We start from the raw sequence: 18,249 nt of genomic DNA on the forward strand, positions 1-18,249 counted from the left end.
CGGAGGCACGATGCGGTTCACTCTCGCGCTCGCCACCACCGCCACCCTCGTCCTGTCCAGCGTCACCGTCGCGCCCACCGGCGCGACGGCCCGCAGCCGCGACCCGGGACCCACCGCGACCGGCTTCGGCGGAGCCGTCTCCACGGTCGACGCCACCGCCACCGCCGTCGGCCTGGACGTGCTGCGCCGCGGCGGCAACGCCGTCGACGCCGCGATCGCCGCGGCCGCCACCCTCGGCGTCACCGAGCCCTTCTCCGCGGGCATCGGCGGCGGCGGATTCTTCGTCCACTACGACGGGAAGACCGGCAAGGTCAGCACCATCGACGGGCGCGAGTCCGGGCCGGCGACCATGACCGAGGGCACCTTCATCGACCCGGCGGACGGGCTGCCGTACGACTTCGCGGAGGCCCGCGTCAGCGGCCTCTCGGTCGGCACCCCCGGCACCCTTGCCACCTGGGAGGCGGCGGCACAGCAGTGGGGCACCCGCCCGCTGGGCAGCCTGCTGCGCCCGGCCGCCGACGTCGCCGACCGCGGATTCCCGGTCGACGCCACGTTCCGCCAGCAGGTCGCCGACAACGCCGCCGCGTTCGGGCAGTTCGACTCCACCCGCGAGCTCTTCCTGCCCGGCGGAGCGCCGCCCGCGGTCGGCAGCACGCTGCGCAACCCCGACCTCGCCGACACCTACCGGCTCATCGCGAAGCGCGGCACGGGCATGTTCTACCGCGGACCGATCGCCGCCGACATCGTCGAGACGGTCCAGCACCCGCCGGTCGCGGACGACCCGACCGGCACCTGGGCGTACCCGATCCGCCCCGGCGACCTCCAGCTCTCGGACCTGGCCGGATACCGGGTGCGGCACCCCGAGCCGACCCGCTCCGCATATCGCGGCCTCACCGTCTACGGCATGTCGACCCCGTCCAGCGGCGGCACGGCCGTGGGAGAGGCCCTGAACATCCTGGAGAAGACCGACCTGTCGAAGGCCACACCCATCGAGGCGCTGCATCGGTACGTCGAATCCACCGCGCTCTCGTTCGCCGACCGTAACCGTTACGTGGGGGCGTACACCCCGCAGCCGGTCCTCGACCAGCTCATCAGCGACGAGTGGGCGAGCCGGCGGGCCTGCCACATCGACCCGGCCCGGGCCATGACCAAGCCGGTGCCCCCGGGCGACCTCACCGCGACCGGCTGCACCCCGGCGACGGTGGGCGGCCCGGTCGAGCAGGGCCAGAGCACCACCAACCTGACGGTCGCCGACCGCTGGGGCAACGTCGTCGAGTACACCCTGACGATCGAACAGACCGGCGGCAACGCGATGGTCGTCCCCGGTCGCGGCTTCCTGCTCAACAACGAGCTCACGGACTTCAACTTCACGGCTACCCAGGGCAGCGCCCCCGACCCCAACCTGCCCGGCCCGAACAAGCGCCCCCGCAGCTCGATGTCCCCGACCATCGTCCTCAAGAACGGCAAGCCCTTCCTGGCCGTGGGTACCCCCGGCGGCGCGACCATCATCACCACCGTGCTCCAGATCCTGGTCAACCGCATCGACCTCGGCATGACGCTGCCGGAAGCGATGGCGGCACCCCGGGCCTCCCAGCGCAACACCGCCGGCATCCAGTCCGAACCGGCCTTCCACGAGCGCTACGGTCCCGGCCTGGAAGCGCTCGGCCACACCTTCGCCCCCGACGTCGCGGAACTCGGCGCCGCCACGGCGATCGAATTCGCCCGCCACGGCGGCATGATCGCCTCCGCCGAACCCGCCCGCCGAGGCGGCGGCACGGCCGCCGTCGTCCATCCCCGCTACTGACTCGGAGGGGGGGCGGACCGACGGGTCCGCCCCCTCCTCGCTCATTCGCCTTCGGGTGGCCGGTTGTAGGAGTCCAACGTGGTCCGGCGCGTGGACGCGTCCTGGAACGTCAGCTCCCACGGCCCGGTGTTCACATCCATCTCCTTGCCGAACCCCACCCACTTGCCGCGGACCCGCCGCCCGGTCGGCTCGGCCAGCATCTGGATCGCACCGTGATACCGGGCGCCCCGGTAGTAGCCGCTCTGCTCGGTCTGCTCGACCCACGTCCCGGTGAGCACGGATCCGTCCGCGGTCAGGTCCATGGTGAGCGCCGAGTCCGCCGACCCGGGCAGCGACCGTACCGTCAACCGGTCGCCGTGCTGCAGGATGACCACGTAGTGCCGCCCGACGAACATGCCGTCCCGGCCGCTGGAGAAGTACTCGTAGCGGCTCAGCCAAACCCCGGAGTAGTTCGCCGCCCCGCCGGCCGCCAGCGCCGGCCCCGGCCGCGCCACCACGGCGGCGGCCGATCCCACGTCGTGGCCGCCGTGAGCGTCGCGGGAGACGCGGGCCTGCGGAACCGGCTGCGCGAACCCGAGAGAGGCGAGGGGCAGCCCCGTCACCAGCTCCAGGGCACGGGCGTGCAACGGCCGCGGCGACGCGATGTCGCCTGACTCCCACCGCTGCACGAGACGCTTGCTCGCGTCGTTGGGTTCGCCCGCCCGCGCTCCCGCCGCCCGGACGGCACGGGCGAAGTCGTCCTGACTCATCAGCAGGCCCATCCGGACGGCCCGCAATGTTGCATTCGCGGTTCCCATCGGCCCAAGATACCGGTGAATGCCGCCGAAATGACGCCCAATATGTCGCTGGAAAGGCGCCGCCTCCGTCGTCGCGCCATCCGTGATCGATCGACGACGCTGGGTAGATGATTCGGCCCTTCACCGAGACCCGTGCCGACGCCATCGTGACCTTCCGGGACGCGGATGAGCCGCGCCCGTTGTGCGGACGCCTCGTGGCGGCCGCCCATCGGCACCGCGACGGATGGTCGCTGTCCATCCCGGCCGTCGAGCTACGCACCGGGCACGCGACGGTCGACGACGTCGTGGCGGCCGTCGCCCGCACCACCGGAATTCGGCATGTGTTGATGGTCTGGACCGAGGCGGGTGCGGTGTGATCAGCCATCGATGGTGGCGTCGTCTGCCGTGGGTCCGGCGCCGCGTTCGGCGGGCCGTCCTGGAAGCGGCACGGGCCTGGCAGGCGGAGGAAAGGGAGGCAGCCCGGCGCCGGATCATCGCTGCCGCCCGGCAGAGCACCGACCCGCACGCCTGATCCACGGAGCGCACACCTCTGTCGTCAGGGCGATCGTCAGTGAGCCCGCCGTCACGATCACCGCTGCCCACAACCCGCCTCGTCGCGGAAGCCGGCAGGCAGTCGCCTGTCACGATGGTCCCGTGGACGAGATGATCACACCCATTCTGCACACCGGCGACGCTGAAGCCGCCGTGGCCTGGTATGCCCGGCTGGGTTTCGCCAAGCAGTGGGAACACCGTTTCGAAACCGGATTTCCGCTCTTCGTGTGCATCTCGCGAGGCCGGATGCAGATCTTCCTGTCCGAGCATCGCGACGACGCCCGTCCCGGCACGTTGCTCTACCTCAACGTCGATGACCTCGACGCGGTAGCGGCCGAGTTCGACGTCGCCGTCGAACAAGCCCCGTGGGGGCCCGAGATCCAGGTGACCGACCCGGACGGGAACAGGCTGCGACTCGGTAGCACTCACCGCTGAGCGGCATCCGCCGCCCGACCACGAACCCGAGTCCGCTACGACGTTGCGCTGTCGGGTTCCTCGCCGGCGTAGAAGCACTCGACGGCGGAGAGGACGTCGGCCACACCGCGTTCGGCCCTGTCGCCGCATGCCGGCTGACGGAGTTGCCGCTGCCGTTGCTCAAGCGGACGGTGCGGCCGCTGCGGCCACGGCTGCGGCGAACTCCCGAGGGCGTTCCAGCGGTAGGAAGTGCCCGCTGTCGACGTGCTGCAACCGCACGTCGGCGAAGAACTGGTCGAGCCGGTCGGACCAGGCGGACGGGAACAACGGGTCGTGGTCGGGCCACAGCACCGTGGTCGGCACGGCGATCCGCTCCGCCGGCTGCGGTGCCCGCTCGGCCACTACCCGGGCGAGCCCGCCGGCACCCACGCGGTACCAGCCGATGGACGCGGTGAACGCGCCTGGCTCGGCGTACACCGAGACGAGGTGGTCGAGGTGGTCGTCGGTGAGCGTGAATCCGGGGCCGGACCAGTGCATCCAGAAGTGGCGCAGGTATCGGCGCACGGCGTCCGGGCTGCCGTCGATGAGTTCGTCAGCGATCGGGAGCTGGTGGAAGGGCAGGTACCAGAACTCCTGCTGCGCCGCCGGTGCCAGGATCCGCTCGCCGATGCCCGGCAGCGGCGGCGTGAGGACCAACGCCCGGACCAGATCCGGCCGTTGCCGGGCGACGGCCTGCGCGACTCTGCTGCCGATGTCGTGGCCCCCGAGAACCGGCCGGTCCAGCCCGAGCTCTTCGATCAGCGCGATGACACTGCGAGCCTGGGCCTCGGCGCTGTACCCGCTGCTCGGCTCGACCGGGTGCTTGTCGGACGCGCCGAAACCGCGAAGGTCCGGCACCACGACGTCCACCGTCGGGAGCAGCGGGACGACATCGCGGTACTCGCTCCGGTCGCTCGGCCAGCCGTGCAGCAACACCGCGGCGGGACCCGTTCCTGTCCGCTCGTACGCTAGCCGGAACCCGTCAACGGCGATCGTCCGATACATGTCCGCAAGATACCGGGTCGCAAGCATCCTCCATTCGGCTGCTTGATCTACTGGCGGCACAACCGCAGCCCGGCCGGAAAAACGCGTCATCCAGGACATCGAAGCCGCCGCATTCCCGTTCGACGGGACATGGCGCGACTTCCGTCCCGATCCTGTCCGGCCATTGCCCGCCTTTCCGCGCACGGGTGGGGACCGGCCCCGAGCCGGCCACCGGGCCTGAGCAACGCCGACAAGCGACGCGCCTGTGAGCCGATCGGTAGTAGGCGAGGACGCCTTGATGGAGGCGTCGCCGAGGGCCTGGAATCCCTCCGGCTGTAGGTTCAGGGTCGCCCACCTGGACCGGACGAGGCCGCTGATTCTGCCTCCGCTGCCGGCGACCGCCTCAGGGTCTGCCCAGCGGTAACCTTTACAGAAGCCTCACACGGCATCTGAGGACCGCGAGTCCACATGCGACCTATGGTGAGACTTCAATGTCTTCCCTTGGGTGAGGTGTGATATGTCGGTACGCATGCGTATGGCATCGCTGGGCGCGACGGCGACAATGGTGGCGGTCGGTCTGCTGGCGACGCCACAGGCAGCGTCCGCGGTGACGTACGTTCCGGTCGACGGAGCCAGTTTCTCGGGTCCGGCCGCATCGGCGGATTGTCAGGCCTACGGAAAAGACGGTCGATCCCGCGGAAAGTGGGACTTCTACCGCTGCACGTCGATGCAGACCTACGTGCACATGATCGGTTACGTCTACGTGTAGACATGTGTAGCGGGGCGCTCAGACCATCATCGTGATCTGTCGACGTCAGGCTGTCAGGGCGATGGTCAGGGCGCCCGCCGTCACCAGCACGGCGGCCCACAGTCTGTCCACGTTGAACCACGCGTGCCGCAGCAGTCTCAGCCCGGCCCACTCATAGACCCCGACCGCGCACACGCCCAGCACCGTGAACATCGCCACCGTGTGGACGGTCGCGGCGAGGATGCCGGTGAGGGCGCCGGCCGGTACTCCCGCCAGCGGCGCCGTGTGTGTCGCGTGCCCGGTCGTGGCCACCGACGTCGTGGCCAGGACCGGAAGGAGCATCAGACCAGCCCCGTGCGCCGAGGACATCAGGAAGGACCAGCCTGCGAGCTGGCCGGGCGACAGCCGCATGCCCGCCCACCGGAAGTGCCGCGCCGACAGCAGTCGCCACAGGCCGAAGCCGACCAGCACGACGCCGCCCGCGATCGCGACCGTGTTGCCCGCCACGGCGGACTCCGTCGCCGAGACCACGGCCGCCACGATCGCCACCGAGGCGAGGTGTCCGGCGGCGATCGGGGGTAGGGACGTGAGCAGCACCGTACGGCTGGCCTCCTGCATGCCGCGGGCCACGGCGAAGAGCCAGCCCATCGCGGGGTTCAGCCCGTGGAAGGCGCCCAGGGCGGCGAGTGCGGCGAGGTGACCACCTGTCACGGGAAGCAGTACGAGTCGGACGAGGCGTCGCCGCCCTGCAGCCGCGTCTGGTGCACCCGCAGGCCTCGGAAGTCGTCGCCGTGCGGGAAGAAGCGCTCGTCGAGCGTCATGCCGCCGGTCTCGGTGTCCACATCGATCTTGGCCATCCAGGCGCCGACGCCGTCCGGATAGAACTGGTCGTCCCAGGAGCCGTACAGCGAGTTGGTGACGTAGACCCGCCGGCCGTCGCGCGAGATCTCCACCATCTGTGGTCCGCCCGCGAGGCGTTCGGTGGGGGAGGCGGGGTGTGCCACGCGTCCGACGATGCCGCCCAGGCGGATCGCGCCTGTCTCTCTCGGGTGGAAGGGGTCGGAGACGTCGTACTGCTTGAGTTCTCCCGTGCCCCAGCAGGAGACGTAGAGGAAGCGGTCGTCGACCGAGAGGTCGATGTCGGTGATCAGCGGGGGCACCGCGCCGAAGGGTTGTAGTGCCGGGGGCAGGTCCGCGGTATCGGCCGGCTCGGCGGGGATGTCGATGACCTTGGTGACATTGAAGTCCCCGTCCGACCACCCCGCCGCCACCCCTGACCGGCCTGAAGACTGCCCTCGCTCGCGGTGCCAGATCCAGACCGAGGCGGACAGGTCCTCGACGCTGGTGACGACGCCGACGAAGCCGTACTCCTTGCGGGGGTCGTGGGCCGGGCGCAGCTCCAGCGGCATCTGGTACTGGTCGCCGAGGTCGACGGTCTGCACGAGGGAGCGCTTGGCGAGATCCCAGAAGTGGATGCGGTGGCCGTACTTGCGGCCGACGAGCAGCTCGGGGTCGATCCCGTTCTCGATCATCGACGGCGTGCCCCACTCCGAGGACACCAGCACGTCGCGGGTGAGGTGCCACCAGAAGTCGTACGCGAGATACTGGTCGCCGCGGTCGCGTTCCCACGCCCCGCGGACCTCGAAGGTCGTGTGGTCGAGCACCGCGATGCCGCCGGGGCCCTCGGAGGAGCCGCCGCCCAGCGCCGAGACGTAGATGCCGTCCGGTCCGCAGTGGATGGTGTGCGGCCGCGAGTAGCCCGCCTTGGCGGCCAGTTCCTCGGCCGGGATCTCCTTGACCAGCACCGGGTTGCGCGGATCGTCCTTGGTGTCGAGCACGTACAGCCGGGAGGAGCGCAGCCCGGGGACGATCAGGTAACGGCGTTCGACATGCGGGTGCGGCGCCGTCGGGCACAGCGCGCTGCTGCACGCGTTCCAGCCGAAGTGGTGCAGCTCGTCGCCCGTGTGCGGAAGGTCGGTCCACCCCACGACCTTCGCGTACGTCGGCGAATGGGGATCGGTGTCCAGGACGGCGATGGCGTCCGGTCGGGTGGCGGAGCGGTCGAAGGCCGCGACGTAGGCGAGGCGCTCGGCGGGGGCCGTGAGCGCTTCCCGTGGCGAGGCGTAGAACGTCGGATCGGGTGTCCACCGGGTCATACCGACATCCTCGTCCGGCGCCGGCCCGGTGAACAGGGTCACCTGTCAACAGGTGGTCAACGGGCGTCCAGCGGAAGGCGGACGAGGACGGTGGTGCCGGGGCCATCGTGCTCGCTGAGCTCGATGCTGCCGTGGTGTCGTTGCACCACGGCACGGCTCAGCGTCAGGCCGAGCCCCGAGCCGGGGATGGCCTGGTCGCGGACGCGGCTGGTCCGGTAGAGGCCGGTGAACATCTTCTCCCGCTCGTCCGTGGGCACGTCCACCCCGGTGTCGGAGACCGCCAGCTCGGCGGCCCGGCCGGCCACCCTCAGGCGTACGGTGATGCGCCCGCCGTCCGGGCTGAACCGGACCGCGTTGCCGAGCAGGTTGTCCACGACCTGTCCCAGCCGACGCCGATCGCCGGGCAGCACCAGCCGCTCGGGCAGGCTCTCCTCGACGGTGAGCGGTTCGTGCTCGATCGCCTTGCGGGTACGGGTGACCGACTCGCGCACCACCTCGGCGAGGTCGACCGGGGTGAACTGCACCGAGGCGTGGCCGGCGTCCAGGGCGGAGAGTTCCAGCAGTTCCTCGATGATGTGCCGCAACTGGGTGGTGTTGCGGTCGATCACCTCGAGCATCCGGGGCCCCTCCCGCACCAGCATCTCGGAGTCGGCATCGCGCAGCAGCTCGGTGTACGCGCCGATCGACGTCAGCGGCGTCCGCAGTTCGTGCCCGACCAACGCCAGGTATTCGTTCTTCGTACGGGTCAACTGCCGTTGCAGGTCGTCGACCGTGCGCCGCTCGACGAACTGGCCGATGTGCGCGGCGATCCCGGACATCAGCGCGACCAGCTCGTCGTCGGCGTCCTCGGCGCTGTCGGCGAAGACGGTGAGTACCCCGAGCGTCTCCAGGCCGTTGCGCACCGGGATCGCCAGGGCCGCGTGCAACTGCGACTCCGCCGCGGTCTGCGCAGAGATGAGGCTCTGCGGGAGCCCGACGTCCCGGATCCACAGTGGCTTGCCGGCCTGCCAGGCCCGCCCGGCCAGCCCGGTGCCGTACGGCAGCTCCGCCGGCACCTCGATCCCGTCGGGCCACTCGGGCGTGTGCCATTGTGCGGCCGACCGGACCACCCCGGCGGCGTCGTCGGCCAGCCACAACTCGGCGTGCGTCCAGCCCAGCGTCCGGACGATCGACTCCAGCACCCGCGGGCCGGCCGCCTCCACGCTCGGCGCGTCGGCCAGCGCGGTGATGACGTGGAGCTCGCAGGTGCGGAACCGCTCGGCCCGCTTGCGCCGGGTGACGTCCTGCACGGCCTGGACCGCGCCGAGGGTACGTCCGTCCGGCCCGATGATCGGCTGCGCGTCGACGACGTAGTGGCGCGTCCGCCGTCCCTGCCCCGAGAAGATCAGCTCGTGGTCCCGCAGCCGCTCGCCGCGCAGGGCCCGGTGCAGCGATATCTCCTCGGGCCTGACCGCATTCCCGTCGCCGTCGGTGAGATGCGCGAGGACCGCGTCGCTGTCGAGGTCGCCCGGCATCCGCGCGGCATCCCAGAGCTGTTGCATGCGGGCGTTGACCAGCAGGATCCGCCCGTCGGCGTCGCATGCCGTCACGCCGTCGTGCAGGCTGTCCAGCACGGCGTCGAGGAAGCGACGCTGCCGGTCGATCTCGTACCCGGACAGCCGCTCGGCGATGAGCAGCGTGCCGACCTGCGCGGCCGCGGCCACCGCGGCCCGGTCGTCGTCGCTCCACCGGCGGGCCTCGGCGTCGAAGGCGCAGCACACCCCGATGATCGCTCCGCGCTCGTCGCGGATCGGCCGGCCCAGGTAGGAACCGGCCAGGCCGTGCCGGCGGATGGGCGAGCCGGCGGGGACCCGCTCGTCGGTCGTGAGGTCGTCGATGACCAGATCCGCACCCGTGCGCACGACGATGCCGGCGAGGGTGTTCTCGATCGGGATGTCGGCGTAGTCGGCGCGGGGCAGCGGGAGGCCGTACCCGCCGTACAGCACCAGCCGGTCGCCGTCGACGAAATAGACGACGCCGCAGCGCGCGTGCACCGCCCGTGCCACGAGCGTGGCCACCTGGTCGGCGGCGTCGCTGATCAGCGCGGCGCGCGGGATGTCGGCGTCGTCCCCTGGGGTGGCCGGGCCGTGGTCGGTTGCGGGCGTTTCCATGCTGCTTTCGGGAGTTTCGCCGGTTTCTCTGTGCTCGGCCGGGGGAGGGGTCTGGCCGCCGCCGGGCGGAATCCCGTTGGCACCAGCACTGCCCACCCGCCCCAGGGGCGTCGGGCCCTGCAGGCTCTCCAGGCGCGCGAGGCCCAGATCGCTTTGTGGCATGCTCCGACCTCCGCCTCCCAGGGTACGGGCGCGAAAGCCGTAAGAACGGCAAACCGACTCAGCGTCGTCGGTACACGAGGTCGAAAATCTCCCGCCCGGCCCGGACGCCCCGCTGCTCGAACTTCGTCACGGGCCGGTGCGCCGGACGCGGGGCGAAGCCACCGTGCGCATTGGCGAGGCCAGGGTCGGCATCGAGCGTCTGCGCCATCGCCGCGGCGTAGTGCGCCCAGTCGGTGGCGCAGTGCAGCGTGCCGCCGGGCCGCAGCCGCTCCCGCAGCGGGGCGACGTGCGCGGGCTGGATCAGCCGCCGCTTGTGGTGCCGCGCTTTCGGCCACGGATCCGGGAAGAACGCGTGCACGGCGTCCAGGCTGCCGGGCGCGAGGCGGCGTACAAGCTCCATCGCGTCGCCGTGCGCCACCCGTACGTTCGTCAGGGAGCGCTCGCGGACCAGGGCGAGCAGGTTGCCGATGCCCGGCGTGTGCACCTCGATCCCGAGATAGTCCCGGCCGGGGTCGGCCGCGGCCATGGCCGCGGTCGACTCGCCCATGCCGAACCCGATCTCGAGTACGCGCGGAGCGTCCCGCCCGAACAACTCGCGCAGATCGAGCGGTCTGCGATCCCCGTCGACGACGGTCAGCCCGAGCTCGGGCCACAACTCGGCGAAGGCGTCGGCGTGCCGGTTGCTCATCCGGCCGCGACGGGGGTGGAAGGTACGGATCGCCCGCTCGGTCGTGTCGCTCATCAGGCGCCCCACGATACGCACCACGCCGGCCCGAATCCGGACCGGCGTGCTGCGGCATATGCCCGCGGGCGTTATCGCTTCGGCTGGACGCTCGGCTGCGAACCCTGGTGGAACGGCGTGCGCGCGCCGGTGGTCAGGTTGACCACCATCACCCAGGACCCGTTCCTGTGGGTGCCGGTCGCGACCGCACGGGCCGAGTCGACGTACGCGAGCTCCCGATCCTGGCTGGCGCCGACGGTCCGCGTCGCCCCGGTCGCGATGTCGTACTCCACGACGTGCACGGGCTGGTCGTCGGCCGGGGTCTCACCTTTCTGGTACGCGGTCCACGCCAGCTTCGCCCCGTCGCGGCGCCAGGTCGGCAGGACGGCGAAGCCGGAGTTCTGCCGGCTGCCCCCGCCGTACGCGGCCACGGTCTTCTCCCCGCCGGTGGCGATGGTGCCCACGGTCAGGCACGCGTCGTAGATCGACTCGCAGTCCCCGCCCCGGAAGGCCACCTTGGTCCCGTCCGGCGACCAGGCGACGGCATCGTCGGCACGCAGCCGCTCACTGAGCGACCCGGTGGGCGCGGTCCGCGGCGCGGGCTCGGCCGGCAGCTCCTCGCCCCGGCAGTACGAAGGAAACACGACCTCTGGCACGGCGTTCACCGCGGTGGCAGAGATCTTGTAAACCCCCGGCCCACCCGAGCACGACAGCGACGCGAAGGCGAGGAACCGGCCGTCCGGCGACCACGAGGCCCCGGCCGCGGCCCGCGTCGTGACCCGCCGCTTCGCGCTGCCGTCGGCCTTCATGGTCCACAACTGACCGCCCTTGAGCAGCGCAATCGACTTCCCGTTCGGCGCCCACTGCGGCCGCGACCAGCCACCGCCGGTGGTCAGCCGGGTCTCGGCGGAACCCTTGCTGACGTACACGTCCCCGCCCCGCACATAGGCGACCAGCGTCGCCATGCTCGGCACCGAAGCCGCAGAGGCGGGCGCCGCGATCGCCACCCCGGCAAGCCCCGCCGCCGCCGTGAGAAGACTTCCCGTAACCCGCCCCATGACCGACATGACCAACGCCCCCCGACGTCTCGCCCCCGCTTACACCGGAGACATCGTCGCAACCGGCCTGCACCTAAGCGGTTCCCACTCCGAAACCCAGATAAATCCGGACCGTTCGGACGACCTCGCACGCCGGTGATCCCCCGCCGCCCCCCAGAAAGCGCGCCGCGCCCGCGAGCCTCGCTGCCGGAATCCCTCCAGACCCTCCCTGGAGCCGGCCTCAGGCCGGCCGCCAGGCCGGGCACTCTGCCCGGTCCCCGGATCTGCCCGGTCCCGGGATCTGCGTGGTCCCGGCTACGCGTGGCCTGCCGCGACCTGGCCCGGCCTCGCCGACCCGACGTCCCCGGCCTGCCCGACCCCACCTGCATGCCCGGCCTGCATGCCCGGCCTGCATGCTCCGGCCCCGGCCCGGCCCGCCCGGCCCCCGGACCGGCCCGGCCCCGCCCCGGCCCGCCCGACCTGCCCCGCTCCGGACCCGGCCTGCCCCGGGCCCGCCCCCCGGGGCAGGCCGGCAGGTCAGGCGGCCGTCGCGGTCCACATGGCGGTGAACGCCGCGGCCTCGCCCGCCAGCCAGCGCTCCACGTCGCCCGTCCTGGCTGCCGGGTCGATCCGGTGCGTCGTCCCGCGCCTCAGATCCACCAGGACCGGCTCCGCATCCGGCAGGATCTGGTCCATGTGGCGGGCCATCAGGTGCAGGGTCGCCGTGACGAGCTCCGGCGTGGGTGGTTGCTCGTCGAAGTGCAGACGGACCGCTTCCCGGCGGTTGTCCGCGAGCCGGAGTCCGAAGTGGGGGTTGACCTTCACCGCCAGCGGGCCGACCGAGGCGAGCGCCTCGCGGATCTGGGCGAGACTCACGTCCGCCGGGTCGCCGAGGGAGTGCAGGTAGGTCAGGGCGCCGGCGCTGATCGCCTCGTAGAGCGGCTTCCAGCGCGGCTTCACCAGGTCGACGACGTTCGTGAGATAGCTGCCCCCGGTGCGGAAGCCGATGTCGGCCTTGAGGGCCTTCACGAGCTGGCCGTGCGGGTTGAAGCCGGTGCGGCGCTCACGCTGGCGGCGCAGGCCGCCCACGAACGTCGCTTTCGCCGGCCCCGTGCGCGCCACGTAGCGCGTGAAGCCGAGCATGGTCGCATAGGGCGGGATCGTGGGCACCGAAGTGGACAAAACGGGCGTGGTCACTGTGATCTCCCCGCAGCTCAGACGCTGTTTTCGTACACACATTCTAATCGACGGGTACGACATTCCCAACGATCCGGCCGGGGGGCGAGATGACGCCAGACGGCAACCACACCGAACCGTCCCGCCCACCGTGCCGGGCTGATCGTGGAGATCCACACGAGGTGGCTTTCATGCGTCTTGCGCTCATCCTGCTCAGCGGCGTTCTGGCTGTCGCACTCCTCGGCTTCGGTGGCTGGGTGATGGTCCAGGGTGGCTGGTCAGGCTCGCCGCTGATGGCCGTCGCCGTCTCCGTCGGCGTCGTCGCCTGGCTGACAAGCCGTCGCCGCGGCGCCGCGGTAACGAGCGGCTCTCCCGCGGTGAGAAACGCGGGCACGTGACGCGCGAGCGGATATTCCATACTGGTGCGATGGCATTGATCCGGTGTGACTTCTCGTCCGAGGCCCTCGCACTCGCCACGACCATGACCGTGCTGTTGCCGCAGGCGGCGAGCACGCAGATCGGGCTCAGCGGCCGGGCGGGCGACGCCGCTCCGCCCGTGCTCTACCTGCTGCACGGGCTGACGGACGACGACACCGCCTGGACGCGGTACACCTCGCTCGAGCGGTACGCCGCCGCCAAAGGGATCGCGGTCGTCATGCCGCAGGTGCACCGCAGCTTCTACGCCGACGAGCGGTACGGCGCCAGGTTCTGGACGTTCCTCTCCGAGGAGCTGCCCGAGGTGGTCTCGTCCTTCTTCCGGGTCTCCACCCGGCGCGAGGACACCTTCGTCGCCGGGCTCTCCATGGGCGGGTACGGCGCCTTCAAGTGGGCGCTGCGGCAGCCCGAGCGGTTCGCCGCCGCGGCCAGTCTCTCCGGGGCGCTGGACCTCGCGTACATGTACGAGTGGGACAAGCGGCCGCACATGACCGAGCTGATGGCGCGGGTGTTCGGGGACCGGCCGGTCGCCGGGACCGTCGACGACCTGCTGCATCTTGTCGCGGACGCCGGCGAGGAACTGCCCCGGCTGCTGCTGCGGTGCGGCACCGAGGATCACCTTGTGGCCCAGAACGAGCGCTTCGTCGCGACCTGCCACCGGTACGGCGTCGCCATCGACGCCGAGTTCGGGCCGGGCGCGCACGAGTGGGGCTACTGGGACGTCCAGATCCAGAATGTCCTGGACTGGCTGCCGCTGAAGAACTAGGCCTGCAGCGCGGATGCCATCCGCGCCTGCTCCTCGAGCACCTCGTTCATGCGGGCCTGCACGGCGTCCATCTGCCCGATGGTCTCGCTCGTCGTCAGGATGCCCGCGGAGACCGTACGCGCGCTGTTCTGGATGCCGTTGATCTGTTCCGACACCCGTTGCGTGGCCTCGGCGGTCTCCCGGGCCAGGTCCTTGACCTCGCCGGCGACAACCGCGAAGCCGCGGCCGACCTCGCCGGCCCGGGCCGCCTCGATGGTCGCGTTGAGGGCGAGCAGGTTGGTCTGGTCCGCGATGGACGAAATGATCTTGATGACGTCGCCGATGGCGGTCGACGCCTGGCCCAGCGCCTCGACCTCCTGGGTCATCTCCGAGGCCCGGGAGACGGCGTCCTGGGCCACCCGGGTGGCATCGTCGCTGGCGGCGCGCAGCCGCGACACCGTGTCGAGCAGGGAGCGGGCGTTCGCCGCCGCCACCTCGTTGCCGCGGACGATGTCGAGCCGCTGCGACACGAGTTGGGCCACGTTGCGCAGGGCGGACGCCCGCGACTCCGACAGCTCGATGTACTCGGTGGTGAAGAAGTCCATGGTGCCGATGATCCGGCCGTGGCTCACCACGGGAAAGCAGACGCCCGACCGTACGCCGGCCGCCTGCGCCGCCGGTCCCCGGACGCAGTCGGTCAGCTCGCCGATGTCGTGGACGAACACGAGATCCTTGGCCCGCCAGGCGCGTCCGGAGAGGCCGACGCCCTCGGCGAAGGTGGCCGCGAGGGTCACCTTGCGGAACTCGTCGCCGGCCGAGCCGGACTCCACCGCGAACTTGAGGACCTGGTCGACCTCGTCGACCTCCCAGTACGAGCCGTACGCCCAGCCGAAGGCGGTCCGTACCGAGTCGAGGGCGATCCGCAGCGTGGTGGGCACGTCCCTGGCCTCGCCGAGGGCGGTGACCACGTTCGTCACGGCGAGGCGGTCATCGGCCACCTGGCGCAGTTCGGCGGCGGCGAGCGCGGAGAACCGGGCGCGTTCGGCGATGCGGGCGATGGACGCCCACTTCTCGGTCCGCGGGCCGTCGATGTACATCGGCTCGGCCGAGTAGTACTCGAGCACCGCGATGACCTGGTTGTCCCGCAGCACCGGCATGACCACGGCCGCCTCCATCGCGGCTCGCGCGGCCGCCTGGCAGCGCAGGCAGTCCTCGCACTGGTCGAGCGCGTCGACGTACACCGGCTGCTTGGTGCGGGCCGCCCGGCCGACCAGGCCGGCGTCCATGGGCGCCGACTGCCCGGAGATCACGGCGTCCAGCTCTCGGACGATCGAGCCGGTCTCGTACTGGATGGCGACCTGGCCATTGCCGTCGGGCAGCCAGACGGCGCCGTAGCTGAAGTTGTGCGAGGCCACCGTGCTGTCCACGGTGACCCGCCAGGCGGAGTCCTCGTCGCGGACGGTCTCGAGATCGGAGATCAGCTTCTCGAGACTCTCGACGTCGCGGGGAATGGGGCGCAACGCGACCGGATCCGCCGTCGCCCGCGATCGGAAGGAGACCACCGGACACTCCTGTCACTCGACGCCCGCCTGACCTGTCCCATTCTGGGGCAGGTCGGACCCTTTCGGCTGCCGATTGACGGAACCGGCCGCGACGTGCGGCGGTGCTCCGGAAGGACGGCCGTGGCCGGGGCGCCCCGGGCGCCCCGGCCGCACCGCTCAGTCGGTGTCGCGGGCCTGCTCGGCGAGGAACCGTTCCAGCTCCGCGCCCAGCTCCTCGGCGCTCGGCAGCGCCCCGCCGGGCTCGGCCAGCAGGTTGCCGGTGCGACCCCGCAGGAACGCGTCGTACTGGCCCTCCAGAGAGGTCACCAGGCGGCTCGCCTGCTCGTCGTCGGCGACCTGCTTGTCGATCTCCTCGCGTATCTCGGCGGCGGCCTCGTGCAGCGCCGCGGTGGGCAGCACCAGGCCGGTCGAGTTGGCGACCGACTCGACGAGCAGCTCGGCCGCGGCCGGGTACGTGGTCTGGGCGAGGTAGTGCGGTACGTGCGCGGCGTACCCCATGGCGTCGTGGCCGGACTCGCCGAGGCGGAACTCCAGCAGGTTGCCGACGCTGGCCGGCACCTGCACCCGCTGCAGCCACGAGTCGCGCTCGCCGAGCAGGCGGCGGTCGGTGGCGTGCGCGGTGACGCTGACCGGCCGGGTGTGCGGCACGGCCATCGGGATCGCATTGAGGCCGACGGTCAGGCTGACGCCGAAGCGCTCGATGAGAGCGCGTACGGCCTTGATGAAGCGTTCCCACTGCAGGTCCGGCTCGGGGCCGGCGAGCAGCAGGAACGGCGTGCCGGTCAGGTCCCGCAACAGGTGCAGCGCCAGGCTGGGCCGCTCGTAGCTCTCCCAGTGATCCTCGACGAAGATCATCGGAGGTCGGCGGGAGCGGTAGTCGAGGAGCTGGTCGAGGTCGAACGTCGCCAGGACGCGTCCCTCGAACTGCTCCAGAAGGTGTTGCCGGGAGAGCTGGATGGCGCTCCCCGCGTCGACGAACCCCGTGAGCGCCTGGACGAGCACCACGCCGTCCAGCTCAGGCAGGTCGTCGGCCAACTCGTAGAGCCCGTGTGGGTCGAGCACGCTGCGGACCTCCTCATGTGCCTCGCCCGTGGACCCACGGGCGATAGGAGGACAACGCCCGCGTACGGGGGTTCATTCCCGCGGATTCCCGACCGTCACACGCGGAACTGTCCCACCAGCGACTGGAGTTCCTCGGCGAGGCGGGCCAGCTCGCCCGCGGTGCGCCGGGACTCGGCCACGCCCTCGTTGGTGCTCTGCGCCGCCTCGGCCACGCCCGAGATCGTGTGGGCGATCTCGGTCGAACCGCTCGCGGCCTCGGCGACGCTGCGCCCGATCTCGGTGGTGGTGGCGGTCTGCTCCTCCACCGCCGAGGCGATGGTGTCCGAGTACGCGTTGATCCGCTCGATCACCGCGGCGATCTCCCCGATGGCGTCGACCGCGGCGGAGGTGTCGGTCTGGATCGCCTGGATGCGGTTCGAGATCTCCTCGGTCGCCTTGGCGGTCTCCTGCGCGAGATCCTTGACCTCGCTGGCGACCACCGCGAAGCCCTTGCCCGCCTCGCCGGCCCGGGCGGCCTCGATGGTGGCGTTGAGCGCGAGCAGGTTGGTCTGCTCGGCGATCGAGGTGATCACCTTGACGATGTTGCCGACCTCGGCGGACGAGACGCCGAGCTTGGCGACCGTGCTGTTCGCCGACTGGGCGACCTCCACCGCGCCGCGGGCCACGCCGGCGGCGTCGGTCGCGCTGCCGGCGATCTCCCGGATCGAGGCGGTCATCTCCTCGCTGGCGGCGGCGACGGTGTCGACGTTGCCGCTCACCGAGCCGGCGGCGGTCGAGACGAGGTCGGCGCGCGAGCTGGTCTGCTCGGCGTTGACCGCGATGCGGTTGCTCACCTCGGCCATCTCCTGCGCGGAGCCGGCCAGGGTGTGGCTGCTGCCGGTGATCCGCGTGATCGTCTCGCGCAGCGTGACGGTGGCCCGGTCGAGCTGGTCGCCCATGCGGCCGACCTCGTCCTTGGTCCGCAGGCCGGCGGTGCGGGTCAGATCGCCCTCGGCGATGCCGTCGATGACGTGGGAGACCGTCCGCACCCGCGCCACGATGCTGCGCGCGATGCCCAGGCCGAGCAGGGTCGCGAGGGCCAGGCCGATCACCAACGTGGAGATGACGATGACCCGTGCCGAGGTGTTCGCGTCGGCGACGGCGGCCACCCGCTCCTTGGCGCCCTCGTCTTCCTTCGCCGTGAGCTGCTCGAGCTTCTCCTTGGAGGCGAGGATGGCCGGGATCAGATGCTCCTGGCGGGCGGCGATGGTGGCCCTCGGGTCGCCGGCCTCGGCGGTCTTCATGAAGGCGTCGCGGGCGGTCTTGTACTTGCCCCAGAGCGCCATTGTCTCGTCCATCAGCGCGGGATCGACCGACTTGGCCCGGTACGCGGAGGTGGTCGCGTCGATGCGGCCGTCGAGTTCCTTGATCATGGCCGCGAGCTCCGGCGCCGGCGTCTGGCCGTAGCCCATCACGTAGCCGTGCATCGAGCCGACGTCCGAGGTGACCCGGTTCAACTGCTGCAACCCCACGTAGCTCTCCTGGTAGAGCTTCTCGCCGACGGTGTTGACGGCGGCCAGGCGGGCGAGGGCCACGACCGCCACCGTGGCCGCGACGATCGTCATCGCGCCCACGATGATCAGGATCTTCGTGTTGAGCGACCGGTTGCCGACCCAGGCGCGCAGCGGATTGCCGCCGCCGGTGCGGCCGGGCGGCGACTGTGCAGTCTTCAGGGCGGATGGCATGT

General features: G+C 71.3%; 17 protein-coding genes. 6 read left to right on the forward strand and 11 right to left on the reverse strand.

Annotated elements, in window-relative coordinates; all coding sequences use genetic code 11:
- Positions 1–10 precede the first annotated feature (10 nt).
- Positions 11–1,804, forward strand: coding sequence for a gamma-glutamyltransferase (gene ggt / locus EDD30_RS30085; protein WP_071804434.1), 1,794 nt, complete (start codon positions 11–13; stop codon positions 1,802–1,804).
- 41 nt (positions 1,805–1,845) lie between these two features.
- Here ggt and EDD30_RS30090 read toward each other — a convergent pair whose 3' ends face one another.
- Positions 1,846–2,601 (reverse strand): transcriptional regulator, encoded by a 756-nt coding sequence (locus tag EDD30_RS30090; protein WP_071804432.1) that lies wholly within the window; start codon positions 2,599–2,601, stop codon positions 1,846–1,848.
- Between the two features lie 107 nt (positions 2,602–2,708).
- Here EDD30_RS30090 and EDD30_RS30095 point away from each other — a divergent pair, with 107 nt between their 5' ends.
- Positions 2,709–2,957, forward strand: coding sequence for a hypothetical protein (locus EDD30_RS30095; RefSeq protein WP_071804430.1), 249 nt, complete (start codon positions 2,709–2,711; stop codon positions 2,955–2,957).
- Between the two features lie 286 nt (positions 2,958–3,243).
- A complete protein-coding gene (locus tag EDD30_RS30100; protein WP_244945658.1) occupies positions 3,244–3,567 on the forward strand; it encodes a glyoxalase superfamily protein in 324 nt (107 codons plus the stop codon).
- A 159-nt stretch (positions 3,568–3,726) separates the two neighbouring features.
- Here EDD30_RS30100 and EDD30_RS30105 read toward each other — a convergent pair whose 3' ends face one another.
- Positions 3,727–4,590 (reverse strand): alpha/beta fold hydrolase, encoded by an 864-nt coding sequence (locus EDD30_RS30105; protein WP_071804426.1) that lies wholly within the window; start codon positions 4,588–4,590, stop codon positions 3,727–3,729.
- A 496-nt stretch (positions 4,591–5,086) separates the two neighbouring features.
- On the opposite strand from EDD30_RS30105, the gene EDD30_RS30115 reads away from it, so the two are divergent.
- Entirely contained in the window at positions 5,087–5,338 is a 252-nt protein-coding gene (locus EDD30_RS30115) for a hypothetical protein (protein WP_143162618.1), read from the forward strand.
- Between the two features lie 45 nt (positions 5,339–5,383).
- Here EDD30_RS30115 and EDD30_RS30120 read toward each other — a convergent pair whose 3' ends face one another.
- The 6 genes from EDD30_RS30120 to EDD30_RS30145 all read right to left on the reverse strand — a co-directional run bounded on the left by EDD30_RS30120 (position 5,384) and on the right by EDD30_RS30145 (position 12,725).
- Entirely contained in the window at positions 5,384–6,028 is a 645-nt protein-coding gene (locus EDD30_RS30120; RefSeq protein ID WP_071804423.1) for a hypothetical protein, read from the reverse strand.
- The gene (locus tag EDD30_RS30125; RefSeq protein WP_071804466.1) at positions 6,025–7,473 is read right to left on the reverse strand and encodes a selenium-binding protein SBP56-related protein; all 1,449 of its coding nucleotides are present in this window, start codon (positions 7,471–7,473) and stop codon (positions 6,025–6,027) included. Before EDD30_RS30125 ends, EDD30_RS30120 begins: the two co-directional genes overlap by 4 nt.
- Positions 7,474–7,529: 56 nt before the next feature.
- Positions 7,530–9,623: a sensor histidine kinase gene (locus EDD30_RS30130; RefSeq protein WP_084556255.1), complete on the reverse strand. Its 2,094-nt coding sequence runs from the start codon at positions 9,621–9,623 to the stop codon at positions 7,530–7,532.
- A 220-nt stretch (positions 9,624–9,843) separates the two neighbouring features.
- Positions 9,844–10,527 (reverse strand): tRNA (guanosine(46)-N7)-methyltransferase TrmB, encoded by a 684-nt coding sequence (trmB, locus tag EDD30_RS30135; protein ID WP_071804421.1) that lies wholly within the window; start codon positions 10,525–10,527, stop codon positions 9,844–9,846.
- Between the two features lie 71 nt (positions 10,528–10,598).
- The gene (locus EDD30_RS30140) at positions 10,599–11,471 is read right to left on the reverse strand and encodes a TolB-like translocation protein (protein WP_084556259.1); all 873 of its coding nucleotides are present in this window, start codon (positions 11,469–11,471) and stop codon (positions 10,599–10,601) included.
- A 609-nt stretch (positions 11,472–12,080) separates the two neighbouring features.
- The gene (locus tag EDD30_RS30145) at positions 12,081–12,725 is read right to left on the reverse strand and encodes a hypothetical protein (RefSeq protein WP_394328298.1); all 645 of its coding nucleotides are present in this window, start codon (positions 12,723–12,725) and stop codon (positions 12,081–12,083) included.
- A gap of 185 nt (positions 12,726–12,910) precedes the next feature.
- Between EDD30_RS30145 and EDD30_RS30150 the strand changes: the two genes are divergently transcribed.
- Complete coding sequence (locus tag EDD30_RS30150) at positions 12,911–13,117, forward strand: hypothetical protein (RefSeq protein WP_143162891.1); 207 nt, start codon at positions 12,911–12,913, stop codon at positions 13,115–13,117.
- A gap of 29 nt (positions 13,118–13,146) precedes the next feature.
- A complete protein-coding gene (locus EDD30_RS30155) occupies positions 13,147–13,920 on the forward strand; it encodes an alpha/beta hydrolase (RefSeq protein WP_071808073.1) in 774 nt (257 codons plus the stop codon).
- Here the strand turns inward: EDD30_RS30155 and EDD30_RS30160 are convergent.
- From EDD30_RS30160 to EDD30_RS30170, 3 genes are all read right to left on the reverse strand, one after another.
- Complete coding sequence (locus EDD30_RS30160; protein WP_071808074.1) at positions 13,917–15,461, reverse strand: GAF domain-containing protein; 1,545 nt, start codon at positions 15,459–15,461, stop codon at positions 13,917–13,919. The genes EDD30_RS30155 and EDD30_RS30160 overlap by 4 nt on opposite strands.
- A 156-nt stretch (positions 15,462–15,617) precedes the next feature.
- Complete coding sequence (locus EDD30_RS30165) at positions 15,618–16,523, reverse strand: proteasome assembly chaperone family protein (protein ID WP_071808075.1); 906 nt, start codon at positions 16,521–16,523, stop codon at positions 15,618–15,620.
- A 95-nt stretch (positions 16,524–16,618) separates the two neighbouring features.
- Positions 16,619–18,247, reverse strand: a complete 1,629-nt coding sequence (locus tag EDD30_RS30170) for a methyl-accepting chemotaxis protein (RefSeq protein ID WP_084556992.1) — start codon at positions 18,245–18,247, stop codon at positions 16,619–16,621.
- Positions 18,248–18,249 lie beyond the last annotated feature (2 nt).

Origin of the sequence: Couchioplanes caeruleus, from assembly GCF_003751945.1 — a bacterium.
Classification (GTDB): domain Bacteria; phylum Actinomycetota; class Actinomycetes; order Mycobacteriales; family Micromonosporaceae; genus Actinoplanes; species Actinoplanes caeruleus.